Source organism: Porphyromonas canoris (assembly GCF_000765975.1).
GTDB lineage: Bacteria > Bacteroidota > Bacteroidia > Bacteroidales > Porphyromonadaceae > Porphyromonas_A > Porphyromonas_A canoris.
Genome location: NZ_JQZX01000009.1, coordinates 60,628 through 76,742, shown reverse-complemented (window position 1 = coordinate 76,742; position 16,115 = coordinate 60,628). Strand labels below are relative to the sequence as shown.

Below are 16,115 nucleotides of genomic sequence, written 5' to 3'. Positions count from 1 at the left end.
GAGAAACCAATATTTCACGGCGAGAAACCAATATTTCACGGCGAGAAACCAATATTTCGCGGCGAGAAATATAGAATTGATAAATAAGAACAGAACTTTTACTCAGCTGCTTTTCAGTTTCAGATCATTGGAAACAGAACTTTTACTCGGCTGCTTTTCAGCCTCCGATCATCGGGAACAAAACTTTTACTCAGCTGCTTTTCAGCCTCCGATCATCGGGAACAAAACTTTTACTCGGCTGCTTTTCAGCCTCCGATCATCGGAAACAGAACTTTTACTCGGCTGCTTTTCAGCCTCCGATCATCGGGAACAAAACTTTTACTCGGCTGCTTTTCAGCCTCCGATCATCGGGAACAGAACTTTTACTCGGCTGCTTTTCAGCCTCCGATCATCGGGAACAGAACCTTTTTTGAGCTGTTTTCAGGACAAATCCGCATCCGGGCAGATGCCGAGATAAGCATCAAAGAAAACCCCGCCGACCTCTTTTGCAAGATCGGCGGGGTTTCTTTTATGAATAGTTTAATGAATGCGGAAAGATCAGGCTGCAAAGAAAACCATCAATCCTCCTATGATGATGTATCCGAGAGCATAAGGCAGTGCGGAGCGGAGAATATCTCCATCCTTGCCCGGCATGTCGCAGGAAGCTGTCGCAATGGCAATGCTCTGCGGAGAGATGATCTTGCCACCGGTTGCTCCCGTAGTGTTTGCCGCCACGAGCCAGTTGGGATCGGCATAGTGGAGCTGACCTGCAACGTTGGCTTGCAGCTTGCCGAAGAGGATATTGGAGGAGGTGTCGGAGCCTGTTACAAAGGTTCCGATCGCTCCGATCAATGGTGCGAAGAACGGATAATAAGCTCCCGTTGCGCCTGCCAATGCGGTTGCAATCACAAGAATCATTCCGGCATAGTTCATCACGGATGCCATGGCAACAAGACTGATAATGGTTACTGTCGTTTTCCTCAGATTGACAATGGTCTTCGCCAGTACCACCATGAGCTTTTTGAATGAAAGTCCTTGTATAAGTCCTCCAACAATGGTGCCGAGGAACAACATCAGTCCGGCATTGGAGAGCCAGCCGAAAGCGAAATACTTGCCTTGTTCATAGATGGGAAGATGAATCTTGGAGACCAGTGTGGACTTTAGAAGTTCGTTGATCGGCTTTACCAACGGTCCGCTCAGTACAATGAAGAGAAGGATGAACAGGTAAACACTCCATGCCTTGAAAGCACCGTAAAGCGTCGTCCCGGAAGAGGTGCTCTCTTCTTTCTTTGGTGCAAAAATCTTGGCATAGGCTATAATCGCCAGGATTGCAGCGATACTTCCCAAGATCGCAGGCGTCTCTGCTCCGAGATTCTTTGCAACCACATACTGCACGACAAGAGAGATACCTCCCACCCAAAGAGATAGTAGAATGTTCTTGACAATCTTCTTTGCGGAAGGATCCGTAATGGTGAGTATCACAAATGGTATGAGTATCATCAGAGGAGAACACTGCAAGACGAATTTTGCAGAGATGTCGCACACTTCCGCCTGAGTAGCCACACCGTTGGCAGCAACCTCATTGGCAAGAGTAGTAACCGGAACGCCTACGGCACCGAAACCTGTCGGAACGCTGTTGGCTATCAGCGAAACCAATGCAGAGAAGCCGGGCTTGAAGCCTAACCCTATAAGTATCGCCGCAGGTATGGCTACCGCTGTTCCAAAACCTGCCATCCCTTCCAACAATCCGCCAAATCCCCAAACGAGCAAGAGCACCATTATTCCCTTGTCGTCCGTAAGAGAGGTAAACTGTTTCTTTATCACCTCTATCTCCTTGCTTTCAAGCAGGACATTATAGCTGTATATAGCCATGAGAATGATGATAAGGATAGGGAAAACTGCTTTCAAAATGCCTTCCACAACAGCCCAACCTACTCCCGGCATAGAGAAACCATCCTTTGCAAACCCAAGAGCCGGAGCAGCAAACAATGCTATAAGAATGGTGATACAAAGAGTAATGAATGCGCTTCTGTGTCCGGGCTGCTTAAGCCCCAACATGAGCACAAACAGAAGCAAAATAGGTAATACGGATAATAAGACTGCCATAATTCTACTATTATTTAATTACACATATATACACCTTCTCTCTTGTCAGATCAAGAGGACCACAGACTCTTTTGCCCCGTGAGCTCCTTTTACCAAAGCCTGTTCGATATCTGCCGTCTTGGAGGGACCGGATATGAATCCTCTGAATTCTCCCTCAAACTTATGAGAGATGCGCGGCATCGCTTCGTGCATGGTATCTACCAGTTCTCTCTTAGGCAGAATAAAAAGAAGAGACTCTGCTATGAAGTAGATGGCTCTCTGCTTATACTGTTGCTCGTAATAGACTGCACCATTCTCGCAAACACCAAAGATGCCTCGACAAACAACAAGGTCCGTTCCGTTGAGTTCCGCAGGAGTATTGACATTATCCGGATTGACCGTAGCACAAGTTACTTCCGGCATGTTACAGGCAATGCTCTTTGCTTCCGGATATATGCGCCTTATAGCTTCGTCTATGGTTTCTCCGTCTTGAAGCTCATACGCTTCGCCTCCCACTCCACGACATATCTCTTTGAACTGATCTACCTTATTTTCAAATCTCATGTGAGAGATACGGATCTCCGGCTTCGGGAAGACCTCCAGGATGTTCTCTCTCAAACTTTGTAGTATCGTATCTTTACTGTTCATAGGATCTGCTTTGTCTTATTTGTTTCGTATTTGAGTCTCTTTCCACCAGCTCTCAAAAGACTGTTTGGCAAATATCGGCATCTCTCTCCCTTTACCCCAGCCGTTAAGACCGTTATAGATCAAGAAACGAGGCATATTATTGGCTATCGGAGCCATCTTCAGAGTACGGTGAAACAGCTTAGGTCTTTCCATCAGGAACTTCATTCCACTACACATAAGCTTCTTCTCTTTGCTCGCTTTTCCTATGCCGTCAAGCTTTTGACGCCAAACATATATCTGCTCACCGAGATCTATCATTACAGGACAGACAAAAGAGCAAGACAAACAAAGAGAACAGGCAGAGACATTACCGCTATACTCTTTCGGATTATGCAGCATACCTAAATTTATACCTATCGGACCGGGAATGAAATAGGAGTAAGAATATCCTCCACTTCTGCGATACACCGGGCAAGTGTTCATACAAGCACCACAACGTATGCAGTTGAGTATCTTACGATGCTCTTTCATGCCCAATATCTTGCTTCTTCCATTATCTACGATGATGAAGTGTTGTTCCCCTCCTTCTCTTGGTCGTCCGAACATGGAAGTATAGGTAGTAATAGGCTGTCCGGTTGCAGAACGAGCCAATAAGCGAGTAAACACACCTGCACTCTCCAAATCGGGAATAAACTTATCTATACCAAAAGCCGTAATATTCAGCTTCTGGCAAGCCATCCCCATATCTGCATTGCCTTCATTGGTACAAACCATCACCTCTCCGGTAGAAGCTATTGCAAAGTTTCCTCCCGTCATTCCAGCATCGGCATTCAAGAAATCCTGTCTGAGAGCCTTGCGAGCCTGATGAGTGAGATAGGTAGGATCGTAATTTCCTTTTTCCGATCCCAACTTTTCTTCAAACAAAACACCCACGGCTTCTCTCTTGATATGTATGGCAGGCATGACAATATGACTGGGATGCGCCTCCATAAGTTGCAAAATACGCTCTCCAAGGTCTGTTTCCACCACATCTATACCTTTAGATATAAGATAAGGATTGAGTTCACACTCTTCGGACAGCATAGACTTGCTCTTGACAAGCTTCTTGACGTTGTGTTTATTAAGAATGCTCTCGATAATCAGACGATACTCTTCATCATCCTTGGCAAAATGAACATGACAGCCATTTGCCACGGCATTCCGTTCAAACTGCTCTATAAGTTCGGGCAGATGAGATGTGCTATACATCTTGATCTCCCTTGCCATGTGTCTCAACTCTTCCCATTCCGGTATTTGATGAGACTGTCTATCTCTCTTCTCTCGTACAAAATAGAGAGTTTTATCGTGCCAGCTTGCATTCTCCTTATTCTTCAAGAACGCTGCTGCGGCTTTTGAATGATACGTACTCATAGCTGCGATGTTAGTATTTCAAGAAAATGGATAGTCTTTATAGGTAACTTCTCTCTGTCTATGACTCCCTGCATGTGCATTAAACAGGAACTATCTGCTCCGGTTATAAAAGAAGCTCCCGTTGCAAGATGGTTTTTCACTTTATCTTGCCCCATGCACACAGAGACATCATGCTCTTCCACGGAAAACAATCCTCCGAAACCGCAACACTCATCTATACGCTCCGGTTCTTTTACTGTTATTCCATCTACTTTTTCCAAAAGAGCCCGAATCTTGTTGAAGTAAGGAACAGTCAGCTCGGAGGCGGAAGAAAGTCCCAGCTCTCTTACACCATGACAGCTGTTATGCAGGCTCACTACATGAGGGAAGCTCGCGAGTATTCTCTCCGGCTGTATTACATCGTGAATAAATTCCGTGATGTCGTATATATGTTTTGCACTACGACATTCATGGTGTTCATGTTCGGCAAGAAGACGGGGGTGATTCTCTTTTACAAAAGAGACACAACTGGCAGAAGGACCGACTATATAATCATAGTTTTGGAAAAGCTCTTCAAATCTCTTAGCCAATTTAACAGATTCTCCTTCAAATCCTCCATTTGCCATTGGCTGTCCACAGCAAGTCTGTCCAAGTGGATAATCCGCATCAACTCCCAGTTTTTTGAGTAACTCAAAACACGCTATTCCAACCTGCGGATACACTGCGTTGATATAGCAAGGGATAAATAATCCTACTTTCATAATCGCTTTTGTAATAGTTATTCTATTTCCAAATGTATTGTAATTCCACTAAAAGAGCAAATCAAACCACTCATTATTATCTTAAATTAACAAGAGATACATAATAAAGGATGCAAAAAGTGGAGCTTAAAAAACAAAAAAGAAGCATCTTTCAGGTAAAGATGCTTCTGCAAACAAGTTCTAAATTTCTATTGTTCAGTATCAAGATAAGTAGCAAAATCTACTGCTTCAATCCCAATACAATTTTATTCTGAAGAGCGATGGACTCATCATGTATGAGATCGAATATAGCTTTTATAAGAGCTTCCGAAAGTTCTTGACTTTTAGAGAACTGCAATCTCTCTTGCAAAAGAGAGTTGTAGCGTTCCGGCTGTACCACCGATATATCGTTAAGGGCTTTCAGCTTAGCTATCTCGGCAGAGATGGTCATACGTTCGGAGATAAGCTCTATAATCGAGTGATCCAACCCGTCTATCTTCTCTCTCAATGGAGCAAGGATAATCTCAGCATTGGAAGGAGACTCTTGAATGCAGATATGTTGCAATATCTCCGAGAAACCGTTGGGAGTGAGCTGTTGAGCTGCATCGCTCAGAGCCAAGTCCGGAGAGGGATGTACCTCCAACATGATGCCATCATAGTGGAGATGTATGAGTTGCCGGCATAAGCTGGGGATGAGATCTCTTCGTCCTGCCATGTGGCTGGGGTCTCCAAGCAAAAGAAGATTCGGAATGCGGGATCTCAGTTCCATGACGAGGCTCCAATGTGGAGGGTTTCTGTACAACCCTCTTCCCAAGCTGGAGAAACCTCGATGAATAGCTGCTATTCTACGCAAACCTGCATTGTACAAGCGATCTATGGCTCCAATCCAAAGCTCGATATCCGGACTGACAGGATTCTTCACCAACACCGGAATATCTACCCCTTGAAGAGCATCCGCAATCTCCTGCATCATAAAAGGATTGGAAGTTGTACGTGCTCCTATCCAAAGGGCATCCAATCCGTACTCAAGGCAGAGACGCACATGGGTAGCCGTGGCAACCTCAGTGCAGAAAGTCATATACGGAAACTCTTTCTTGAGTTCCCGTATCCATGACAATGCTTCCTCTCCCATGCCTTCAAAGCCTCCCGGACGAGTACGAGGCTTCCACACTCCGGCTCTAAACCATGTAACACCCATGGCAGAAAGAGCAAGAGCTGTTTCTCTCATCTGCTCATAACTTTCGGCACTACACGGACCGGCAATCACCCAAGTACAAAGAGAGTGTGCACTTGGATCTTCTATTATAGGTAGAAAGTGATATGTTTGTTTCGTGTTATTACTCCTCATCAGAGGCTTTCATGTTTGTAAAGACATTTTGCACATCTTCATCTTCTTCCAGCTTCTCTATAAGCTTATCCAGTTGCTCGCGTTGTTCCGGAGTAACTTCCTTTTCATCGTTAGGAATACGAGTAAACTCTGCGGAAGTGATCTCAAAGCCTTTTTCTTCCAAGAACTTTTGTATTGCACTGTTTTGGGCAAACTCTCCGTAGATGATTACTTCTCCCTCATCTTCTTCCAGCTCTTCCACGCCGTAGTCTATAAGTTCAAGCTCAAGTTCTTCAAGATCGAGTCCGTCCGGCTTATTCACATGGAATACACACTTGTGGTCAAACAAAAACTCCAAGCTACCTGTTGTTCCGAGACTGCCCCCAAACTTATTGAAATAGCTTCTTACGTTTGCCACGGTACGTGTCGTATTATCGGTAGCGGTTTCTACGAAGATGGCTATACCAAAAGGTCCGTATCCTTCATAGTTCATCTCCTTATAGTCTGTAAAGTCTTTGGATGATGCTTTCTTGATAGCCCTGTCCACATTTTCCTTAGGCATGTTCTCCTTCTTGGCTGTTTGCACGAGAACACGCAGACGAGGATTGGTTTCGGGATCAGGTCCGCCGGCTTTCACGGCAATAGTGATCTCTTTTCCCAATTTCGTAAAGACGCGAGCCATATTGCCCCATCTCTTCATTTTTCTCGCCTTTCTGTATTCAAAAGCTCTTCCCATGATTCTATTTTTATGATATAAGTTTTACGTTTTTCTTATCTGAGTGATGCTCCCAACTCCTTAACCAATGCAGTATGTATGCGTTCCATTGCCGACTCTATGGCTTTATCGCTAAGAGTCTTTTCTTCATCCTGCAGTTCAAAAGCAACGGCATAAGACTTCTTTCCCGGAGGAAGATGTTTAGGATCTTCATAAACATCGAACAGAGTAATGCCTTTCAAAAGTTTCTTCTCCGCTTTGTAGGCCACTCTCTCTATATCCACCAAAGAGACACCATTGTCTATCAGTAGAGCAAAGTCTCTACGTACGGCAGGGAATTTGGATATACTCCTCATCTTGATCTCCGAGGAATGCGCAATCTTATACAGCTTGTCCCAGTAGAGTTCGGCATAGAACACCGGGAAAGCTATGTCCGCATCGGACAACACTGCTTTGGATAGACGACCCCATCTCGCCAAAAGCTCGCCTTTAACATCTCGGATCTCCTCGCATACAGCAAACAGAGGACTATCACTCTTGCTCTCATAGCGGACATGATAAGGAGCAATCCCCAAACGTCTCATGATATTATAGACATAAGCCTTAAGATGGAATACGGTAGAGACACTATCGTTATTGGTTGCCCAGTGATCGTTCCACTTGTCTCCGCTTATCCACAAAGCCAGCATGCTGTCTTCTCTGTATCCCTTCGTAGAGCTTTCCAGCTGCTGATCTATTCGATGATAAACAGAACCATACTCATACAGAGACAGAGGTCCGCTCTTTCTCTTGGAGTTGAAGTCTATCACTTCCAATCCTCCTTTTACCATGCTCGGACGCATCACGTTAAGATCCGAAGAGAGCGGATTCACCAGCGTTACTATCTCATCTTCTCCCACGAGAGAGTGGTCAAGGAAAAACTTTGAAGAGGTCAAGGAGTTGTTCAAAATCTCTGCAAACCCTGCGCCTGTAAGCATTTCGGCTATGATGCGCTGTGCTTCGACACTCTTGTCCGTCTCGGTAACATGGTTGAGAGAAGCCTTAAGGGTATAGGACATGGGGATATTGTTGTATCCGAATATTCTCATCACCTCCTCTATCACATCTATCTCTCTGGTAACATCCACACGATAACGAGGGACATCCAAAGCCCATATCCCATTGCTTTCTTTTGCAATGTTGATGTCCAAGTATTTCAATACGGTACGTACCGTAGCTTCGGGTATTTCGTATCCGGCGGTGGATGTGAGCTTTTGGAGAGAAAAATCAACCCGATAAGGCTCTTTCTTTTCCGGATAATAGTCCGTAAGCGGAGAAGCTATCTCACCTCCGGCGATCTCTTTGAGAAGCTCTGCCGCCATGACAAGAGCCGGCAGAGTGGCTTCCGGATCCAATCCACGCTCGAAGCGGAAAGAGGAGTCCGTATTGAGTGCATACCTGCGTGCGGTCTTCCTGACACAAGTGGGGTTAAAGTTGGCACTCTCCAAAAAGATTCGAGTAGTGGATTCCGATACGCCCGAATCTTCTCCTCCCATCACGCCACCCAAACAGAGCGGACGCTCTGCATCTGCAATGACCACATCTTGAGGCACAAGTTCGTGTTCTGCTCCGCTAAGGAGAAGCAGCTTCTCCCCTGCCTTGGCACAGCGAACGGATATGGTATGTTGGGACAGCTTGTCGAGGTCGAAAGCGTGAAGCGGCTGACCGATGCTGTGAAGCACATAGTTGGTAACATCCACCACGTTATTGATCGGCTTTTGCCCTATTGCTTCCAATGCTTTTCGGAGCCATTCGGGGCTTTCTGCCACTTTCAGATTATCTATTACAATGCCGGAATATCTCACCACGGCACTCTCCTTATCTATCGTTACGGTAACAGGATTTTTCATACTTTGCTTCTCGTGAAGAAACTCCACACTCTTCATCGGAGGAGTGAACGATACAATCTTCTCCGGTGCATGGGTTTTCAGATAGGCATGAAGCTCTCTTGCCACACCATAATGGCTTGTGGCATCCACCCTGTTGGGCGTTATGTCCACCTCTATGATATAATCGCTTTTGAGGTCAAAAAGTTCGGCTGCCGGCGTACCTGCTTTCACATCGTCAGCCAACACCATTATCCCATCCGAATCTTGCCCTACCTGAATCTCTTTAGCCGAGCAGATCATTCCGAAAGACTCTTCACCACGTATTTTGGACTTCTTTATGGTAAAGCTGTCCTCTCCGGAGTAGAGAGTTGTTCCCAATGTGGCTACCACAACAGTCTGTCCGGCAGCAATATTGGGAGCACCGCAAACGATTTGTGTAGGCACTCCATCGCCCAGATCAACCGTTGTGATATGAAGGTGATCGGAGTTCGGGTGGTCTATACAAGTAAGTACCTTTCCCGCGACCAAGCCTTTGAGGCCGCCGCGAACCGACTCATGCTCCTCCACTCCGCCTACTTCGAGACCGATGGAGGTGAGTATTTCAGACACTTCCTGTACATCCAATGTACTCTGGATATAGTTATTTAGCCATGCTAACGAGATGTTCATAATACTTTATATGTGTTATATCTATTTTCTGACCTACAAAATTACGATTTTTTCCCCATTCATTACTTGAGTTATCATTCTCCACTCTCCGCCCTCTCTTTTTTCACTCTCTTTTGTATCGGTTTCATCTGAAAAACAACCCGATGGAGATCTCAAAACAAACCTGTTCACAACTTCTCTTTAACACGTTCGGAAAAAGCTTTGATGCCTTATAAAATATCAAATCAAGGCTTGAACCTCACAAACCGGGTCTTAATCTTTAAGAATCAAAGCTTGATTTCCATACATAAAGGCTTGATTTTTAATTTTTAATACGTTTGGCAAAAGATACAAAGCTATTCGGAGCATCTTTCTAACAGGTTCGCAAAGCTTTTGCTGCTTTCAAACAGAGAGACTCTATCTTGAAGGCAGACTTAAACGACTCTTTTGCCGATTATCTTGACCTCCACTCCCTTAAATATCTTAAACTTTGCAGATACTGCACAAAAGGGGTTTCTCATCTCGTTACAATTGGTTATCTTTGCATGCTAATAGTATTATATACTCTGTAGAACAGTCATGCACAAAACATATAAAATAGTACTTGCTTCCCTTCTAAGCATCTTTCTACTCTCTTCTTGCGGAGAGTATGTTCGGGTACAAAAGAGCAATGACATCATGGAAAAGCTCTCGTATGCCAAGAAGTACTATAACACAAAAAAATATAGCCGCACCATAGAGCTGTTGGAAGAGATTACCCCTTACTTCAAAGGGCGTAATGAAGCGGAACAGGTAGATTATCTGCTTGCGGATTCTTACTTCCAATCCAAGAACTACGACTTTGCGCACCAGTATTTCAAGAAATACTACTCCTCTCATCCCACGGGCGAATATCAGGAGTATGCCAGATACATGAGCGGCTATGCACTTTTCCTGCACTCTCCGGATGTGCGTCTGGATCAGGCGATGAGCTTGGAGGCGATCAACGAACTGCAACTCTATCTGGACTACTATCCTACGGGGACTTATGCCGATGAGGCTAAGAAGATACTTTTCGAACTGCAAGAAAAACTTGCACAAAAGGAGCTTCTCGCTGCCAAACTCTATTACAACCTCGGCAACTACCTATTCAACAACTACCTTTCGTGCATCATCACCTCCCGTAATGCCATAAAGGACTATCCCTACTCCAAATACAAGGAGGAGTTTAGCTACCTCATACTGGCTTCTCTGTACGAAACGGCTTACAACAGTATCGAGTCGAAGAAAGGAGAACGTGTCAGAGAGCTTCGGGATGAATATTACAGCTATCTGAACGAATACCCGGACGGGGCGTTCTTGAAGCAGACAGTGAAGTTCAAAAACTTTATAGACAAGATGCTTCCTCAGGATGAAGATCTGGTGGAGACAGAAGAAACAACTAAAGAAGATACCGCCGAAGAAAAGGCGTAACAAGAATATAAAAGTACAAACCAATAAATATCAGGTTCTTTCATAATGGACTATAAGAAAATCAATGCCCCTCTGACTACGGCGACACGCGATGTGGTAGAACTCTCTAAGCCTACCGGCAATATCTATGAGACGGTAATGGTGATATCCAAACGTGCCAATCAGATCTCTCAAGAGATGAAGAAAGATTTGGAAACAAAGTTGCAAGGCTTTGCTGCCGTATCCGACAGCTTGGAAGAGGTCTTTGAGAACAGAGAGCAGATAGAGATCTCTCGTTACTATGAAAAGCTTCCTAAAGCATCTCTCATAGCGACAAAAGAGTTTGAAACAGGCAGTCTCTATTTCCGCAACCCGGTTAGAGAAGCAGAGACAGCAATAGAGAGAGACGACGATTGATGTTCACCCCTTGTGGATAAAAGGGAAAACAGACAACAAAGCACTCTTTACAACCTTATACAGTCATGATTCAACGTATTCAGACCATATATCTGTTGGTGGCTTCTATCCTTATGGCGATTTTGTCGTTCATACCTGTGGCTACCGTTAATCTCTCAGGAGATATTTTCTTACTTGACGGAACAGGATTTATGTCCCTTGACGAGTCTCTGTTTGAAGCCAAGTGGGGATTGTTGTTTCTTCTGATTCTTTCTGCTCTCATTCCGATGATTGCAATATTTCTCTACAACAGAAGAGTATTGCAGATGCGCTTGACAATGTTCTCCGCGCTTATCACATTGGGCATGATCGGGGCATTCCTGTTCTATGGCTACCAAGCTTTGGGCGGAACATTGGAAGGATTCAAACCGACATACGCCTTCTCATTTCCGATCGTAGCGGTTATCCTGGAGCTTCTTGCCTATCGGGGCATAGCAATAGACCATAGAACCATAAAGTATGCAGACAGATTGAGATAACGTCTAAACAACTCCTCCGAAACATTATAAAAAAAGATTCGCATATTTCTATGCGAATCTTTTTTTATTTCTCTGCGACTGTATTGCCCACGGATCTACATGGATCTGTCCGACAAATGCAGTAAAAACCACTTCCCTTCCTTACAAACAAAGACGGCTTCAAGGTTTATGCCATTGTTTACACCTTGAAAGTGTACTATCGTAGTATCTTTCCGTTCTATAATCTCCCTGTCGTAAGCATCGGTTTCTCGTGTTTTAGAGGATGGATCCCAACTTAAATCCACTTCCTCCCACTCCTCTTCCGGTATCTCTTGAAGCATCAAAGAGTCCGTTTCAATATCATAGCCCTCATATTTAAGAGGAAAAATCACCCGGCTTTTTTGAAATGAAAGATCCTCATTGAACTGTTTCATAAAGAGGTCAAACTCCTCCACATTGTTTCCATTACAGGCTGTAAGAAGAAGAGATAGGAATAATCCTAAGAATAAAAAATGTCTCATAAATAGAAATATTTGATGGAAAACCAAAGTTACAAATTACAAGAAAAATGAAGTAAAGAGAATATGGTTCCTCCCAAACGATCTGCGCACCGAGATAAAAAATAAAAACAAAAAAGCCTAAAGCAGTAAAATAAATACCATAAAGAAAGCATCCGCCATAAAGCTCTTATACTCTATCGACGGATGCTGCAATTCTTTGAAAACACGCACTATTTGACAACTATTCCATTCGCTTCATAACTTTCGATGTAAGAGTCTCCTCAAAATATCAGATTCTCTCAAAAGGATTCTTGCGTTAGTTATTCATTATTCAAAGCTCAATAAGCTCTTGAAGCAGACTTTAATAATTGACTTGTTTTACACTACAAATGTAGATCTTTAGCCGGCTTCGACTCTTCACTATATCTGCACACTTCTACATTTTCAGGGCATTAACAGTTGTGCCTATCTGTACTATTCAAGCATAAAAAGCATATAAAACACTTACTGCCAATAAAATAAAAATATAGACAAAGAAGAGAAAATAAAACAAGGAAATCGTGTAAAAATAGATGACTTCCTTGTTTTTTATTGAAGAATATGCTTTTTACATACTATGTGTCAAGCGTCATTTTCTGATATTGAGAGGGAGGAACACCCACTTCCTTCTTGAAAACACGAGAGAAATAGTTCGGATCGGAAAATCCGCAAGCATCGGAAATCTCTACGATGGAGAGAGATTCTTCTCTCAGCATCTTCTTTGCTTTGGAGAGTCTGATCTGAAGAACATAAGATATTGTAGAGTATTCGGTCAAGGCATTCAGCTTTCGATTCAGTTGAGAGGGGCTCATAGCCATCTTGTCTGCCAAGTATGAAGCATTCATTTCGGGATTTCTCAACTGAGAATATATGAGATCGGTAACTTTCTGTAAAAACTTCAAATCTCTATCGTTAAGCTCTCGAAGCTCGGATCCGTTCTCTTTATCTATAACCTCCTTATACTTCTGTTTCAAAAGACGTCTGTTTTCAAGGATATTCCGCATCCTTATCCGAAGCTCTTCCGGGCTGAATGGTTTATGCAGATATGCCTCTACACCCAAGTTCAAAGCCTTTAATCGATCCGGATCGGAAGCTTTTGCCGTAAGCACTATAATGGGAATATGATTGAGTAACATACTCTCCTTCATCTTTTTACAAAATTCAAATCCATCCATGACAGGCATCATAATATCCGTTATAACAATGTCGGGAATATGCTTTTCTGCCAACTCCAATCCCTCTTCCCCATTCTGAGCAAACAACAGATTGTAATGCTCTCTTAGCATAGACTTAAGATAGAGAGAGACATCATTGTTATCCTCGACAATAAGAATCATCGGCTGTATGCTGTTAAGCTCCGAAGACTCTACCGGATCGCTTTCCCTATGATCTGCAATAACAATATCCGATGGAGCCGGAAGAGAGTGGGAAGTCTCATCAACGGCTATCGCCTTAAATGGAGTCTTACTCTTCACAGGAAGAGATACCGTAAACGTAGAGCCTTTACCCGGCTCGCTCTGAACGGAAATCTCTCCATTCATTTTTTCTACCATCATTTTACAGAAAGAGAGACCTATTCCGGAGCCGGTCTCATTCTTGGTATTGGGACTCTGATAAAAGACTTCAAAAACCTTATCCAGCTCTTCTTGCGGGATCCCTTCGCCTGTATCCGACACTTGTAATTGGATATTTTTCTCTTTTCGTCCCTTAGTAAGCACAACGTTAATGAATCCTCCCGGCGGAGTATGCTTGATGGCATTGGAAAGAAGATTGCTGAAGATCTTGTCTATATAGAATGGAATAAAATCCATTTCAAGGACATAAGCCCTGTTGTAGAAGTTGAGCGTAACTCCTTTATCCGCTGCGTATAGCTTGAAAGTCTCTACTATCATCTGAAGATAAGAGACAATATCTCCTCTTCTCCAATCCGGCTCATATCCTCCACTTCTCAGCTTCGCAATATCAAGTAGCTGATTCACCAGCTTTAACAAGTTGCTCCCCTGCCTGTCTATGGCTGAGTGATAGACTTGTCTCTCTTTCTCGGACAGATTTCTTGCTTCTGCAAGTTGTCTGTTCAGCCCTTTTATAACCGTCAAAGGTGTCCGAAGTTCATGCGTAATATTGGTAAAGAACTCCGTCCGACGACTTTCAATCTCTTTCAGAAGTCTGTTGCTCCGAGTGCGTTGCCTGTATGCGTAGTAAAAAAGAGCCGAGGTCATGAGAGCCACTAAAATCACTGCCCACAGCGTATATATGGCTCTCTCTTTTTCGGTTTTCTTCTTTTTCACCTCAGTTTCTATCTCTTGAAGTTGGCGAAAAGTCTGTTCGCGTTCGTAGTTTACCTTCAGTTCTATATACCGATCTGCCTTCTGAACACTCAAGATACTGTCTTTAATGACCTGACCTTTCTTGTAATGGTTGAGAGCGGAATAAAAATTTCCATCCTGAAAATCCCGCTCATGCCTCAACATATATATGGTTGAGAGGTGCTCCGGAGCATTTATCTCCAAAGCCGTTTGCTCTGCTTGGCATATGTAGCGTTCAAATTCGGACTTATTACCAACAAGATGATTGATCTCGGCAATAGATATACAGGAAGTAAGCCAATGGAATCTATCGCTGTGCTCCTGCATTATATCATAAGACTGTCGGTAGTATTCCTTGGCTTGTTCGTAGCGTTTCTGCTTCTTATAGATATCTCCCAAATAGGAGAGACAAAGCCCTTCCCCAACATAGGATTTGCCCAGCCGATTCTGTTCCAAAGATTTCTCGTAATACTCTTGAGCAGCATCATACTCTTTCCGAGCCTCATATACTGCTCCCAGATTAGCCAAGTTGATCGCCTGCCCGATATTATTTTCAAGTAAGACTTCCCCCTCCAATGCTTGCTTAAAATACTTTTCAGCCTCATCGTAATGTCCAAGAGTCAGAGAGATGTTCCCGATACCATTCATGGAGGAAATCTTACCTTTCAATCCTTCGGGAGTGTCTACTTTAGAAAATGCTTCGGAATAGACCAATGCCCGGTAGTGATACTCCGATGCTTGAGAAAGTGCTCCTATACGACGGAAATCGGTACCAAGATTATTCAATCCCTGTACAATAAAAATAGTATCGCTTAATTTAAGGGACATCTCAAGTTCTTTTCCATGAAACTCTATTGCTTCCGAAAAGGAGGAGTTTGCTCTATGAAGATTTCCAAGAGTCTTATAACATAACATTGCCGCTCTGTCATCTCCTCTATCCAAACTTCTATTCAGTAAATAGAGAAGAGAGTCTTTGTTTTTTCTATTTCGAAACAGCTCTTTTGAGATAGCATGAGAAGAGAAAGAGCTACGTGCATCTTTACTCTTACGAGAACAGGATACTAAAAAAGACATACCCCAAAACAGCACCATTAAGAGCAGATAAAATCGGAGAGGTCTATATGTAGAGAGTCGAATCATGACTCATTGCTTCGTTTAGATTATTGTACCAAGTTTTCAACAAAGATAAGATATTCCAGAAAATAAAGGAAAATGAACGAATTTCTTCATCTACTCTGCTGGTCGTTCTCTACCGACAGAAAAAGTGCTGACTGGACTTGCCTTGTTTCCGAACAAAATTCACTTGTCAAATTCACCTAAAACTCAAAAGGAGAAAAATATTTTTTATATATTCCAGACACCTCTTCCCATTCCGTTTTTTAGAGTTTCTATTTTGATCGAAGAGGTTGTTTTCAGAGCATAATCGAACTGTTAAATTCGGGCTATTTTATTAACACAAATTTCGATACCTGTTAAGCAAAAACACTAAACGAGCATATTCTTTCGGCTTAACGTGTTTAATTTTTCAATGAACACGTTTACCGATT

12 protein-coding genes are annotated in these 16,115 nt (G+C 43.3%); 3 read left to right on the top strand and 9 right to left on the bottom strand.

What is annotated here, in order from left to right; genetic code table 11:
- Positions 1-537: 537 nt before the first annotated feature.
- From HQ29_RS05125 to pheT, 7 genes are all read right to left on the bottom strand, one after another.
- The gene (locus HQ29_RS05125) at positions 538-2,085 is read right to left on the bottom strand and encodes an L-lactate permease (protein ID WP_036868033.1); all 1,548 of its coding nucleotides are present in this window, start codon (positions 2,083-2,085) and stop codon (positions 538-540) included.
- Positions 2,086-2,130: 45 nt separating this feature from the next.
- Positions 2,131-2,712 carry a LutC/YkgG family protein gene (locus HQ29_RS05120; protein WP_036868031.1) on the bottom strand — a complete coding sequence of 194 codons (582 nt, stop codon included), beginning with the start codon at positions 2,710-2,712 and terminating at the stop codon, positions 2,131-2,133.
- Between the two features lie 15 nt (positions 2,713-2,727).
- Positions 2,728-4,101 carry a lactate utilization protein B gene (locus HQ29_RS05115; RefSeq protein WP_036791841.1) on the bottom strand — a complete coding sequence of 458 codons (1,374 nt, stop codon included), beginning with the start codon at positions 4,099-4,101 and terminating at the stop codon, positions 2,728-2,730.
- Positions 4,098-4,841, bottom strand: a complete 744-nt coding sequence (locus tag HQ29_RS05110) for a (Fe-S)-binding protein (protein WP_036868028.1) — start codon at positions 4,839-4,841, stop codon at positions 4,098-4,100. Before HQ29_RS05110 ends, HQ29_RS05115 begins: the two co-directional genes overlap by 4 nt.
- A gap of 220 nt (positions 4,842-5,061) precedes the next feature.
- Positions 5,062-6,168 (bottom strand): chorismate mutase, encoded by a 1,107-nt coding sequence (locus HQ29_RS05105; protein ID WP_082226844.1) that lies wholly within the window; start codon positions 6,166-6,168, stop codon positions 5,062-5,064.
- Positions 6,158-6,883 carry a YebC/PmpR family DNA-binding transcriptional regulator gene (locus HQ29_RS05100; protein WP_036791837.1) on the bottom strand — a complete coding sequence of 242 codons (726 nt, stop codon included), beginning with the start codon at positions 6,881-6,883 and terminating at the stop codon, positions 6,158-6,160. Before HQ29_RS05100 ends, HQ29_RS05105 begins: the two co-directional genes overlap by 11 nt.
- A 35-nt stretch (positions 6,884-6,918) precedes the next feature.
- Positions 6,919-9,399 (bottom strand): phenylalanine--tRNA ligase subunit beta, encoded by a 2,481-nt coding sequence (gene pheT, locus HQ29_RS05095; RefSeq protein ID WP_036868025.1) that lies wholly within the window; start codon positions 9,397-9,399, stop codon positions 6,919-6,921.
- A gap of 558 nt (positions 9,400-9,957) precedes the next feature.
- Here pheT and HQ29_RS05090 point away from each other — a divergent pair.
- The 3 genes from HQ29_RS05090 (at position 9,958) to HQ29_RS05080 (ending at position 11,744) form a co-directional block, all read left to right on the top strand.
- Entirely contained in the window at positions 9,958-10,830 is an 873-nt protein-coding gene (locus HQ29_RS05090; RefSeq protein ID WP_036791833.1) for an outer membrane protein assembly factor BamD, read from the top strand.
- 45 nt (positions 10,831-10,875) lie between these two features.
- Positions 10,876-11,226: a DNA-directed RNA polymerase subunit omega gene (locus tag HQ29_RS05085; RefSeq protein ID WP_036791831.1), complete on the top strand. Its 351-nt coding sequence runs from the start codon at positions 10,876-10,878 to the stop codon at positions 11,224-11,226.
- Between the two features lie 65 nt (positions 11,227-11,291).
- Positions 11,292-11,744: a DUF4293 domain-containing protein gene (locus tag HQ29_RS05080; protein ID WP_036845902.1), complete on the top strand. Its 453-nt coding sequence runs from the start codon at positions 11,292-11,294 to the stop codon at positions 11,742-11,744.
- A 95-nt stretch (positions 11,745-11,839) separates the two neighbouring features.
- Here HQ29_RS05080 and HQ29_RS05075 read toward each other — a convergent pair whose 3' ends face one another.
- The gene (locus HQ29_RS05075) at positions 11,840-12,244 is read right to left on the bottom strand and encodes a DUF4348 domain-containing protein (protein ID WP_036868022.1); all 405 of its coding nucleotides are present in this window, start codon (positions 12,242-12,244) and stop codon (positions 11,840-11,842) included.
- 593 nt (positions 12,245-12,837) lie between these two features.
- Positions 12,838-15,708, bottom strand: coding sequence for an ATP-binding protein (locus tag HQ29_RS05070; protein WP_036868021.1), 2,871 nt, complete (start codon positions 15,706-15,708; stop codon positions 12,838-12,840).
- Positions 15,709-16,115 lie beyond the last annotated feature (407 nt).

Coding starts and splice junctions, on each gene's coding strand:
- HQ29_RS05080 (WP_036845902.1), top strand. CDS start 11,292: ATGATTCAACGTATTCAGACCATATATCTGTTGGTGGCTTCTATCCTT.
- HQ29_RS05100 (WP_036791837.1), bottom strand. CDS start 6,883: ATGGGAAGAGCTTTTGAATACAGAAAGGCGAGAAAAATGAAGAGATGG.
- HQ29_RS05125 (WP_036868033.1), bottom strand. CDS start 2,085: ATGGCAGTCTTATTATCCGTATTACCTATTTTGCTTCTGTTTGTGCTC.
- pheT (WP_036868025.1), bottom strand. CDS start 9,399: ATGAACATCTCGTTAGCATGGCTAAATAACTATATCCAGAGTACATTG.
- HQ29_RS05090 (WP_036791833.1), top strand. CDS start 9,958: ATGCACAAAACATATAAAATAGTACTTGCTTCCCTTCTAAGCATCTTT.
- HQ29_RS05105 (WP_082226844.1), bottom strand. CDS start 6,168: ATGAGGAGTAATAACACGAAACAAACATATCACTTTCTACCTATAATA.
- HQ29_RS05075 (WP_036868022.1), bottom strand. CDS start 12,244: ATGAGACATTTTTTATTCTTAGGATTATTCCTATCTCTTCTTCTTACA.
- HQ29_RS05110 (WP_036868028.1), bottom strand. CDS start 4,841: ATGAAAGTAGGATTATTTATCCCTTGCTATATCAACGCAGTGTATCCG.
- HQ29_RS05120 (WP_036868031.1), bottom strand. CDS start 2,712: ATGAACAGTAAAGATACGATACTACAAAGTTTGAGAGAGAACATCCTG.
- HQ29_RS05070 (WP_036868021.1), bottom strand. CDS start 15,708: ATGATTCGACTCTCTACATATAGACCTCTCCGATTTTATCTGCTCTTA.
- HQ29_RS05115 (WP_036791841.1), bottom strand. CDS start 4,101: ATGAGTACGTATCATTCAAAAGCCGCAGCAGCGTTCTTGAAGAATAAG.
- HQ29_RS05085 (WP_036791831.1), top strand. CDS start 10,876: ATGGACTATAAGAAAATCAATGCCCCTCTGACTACGGCGACACGCGAT.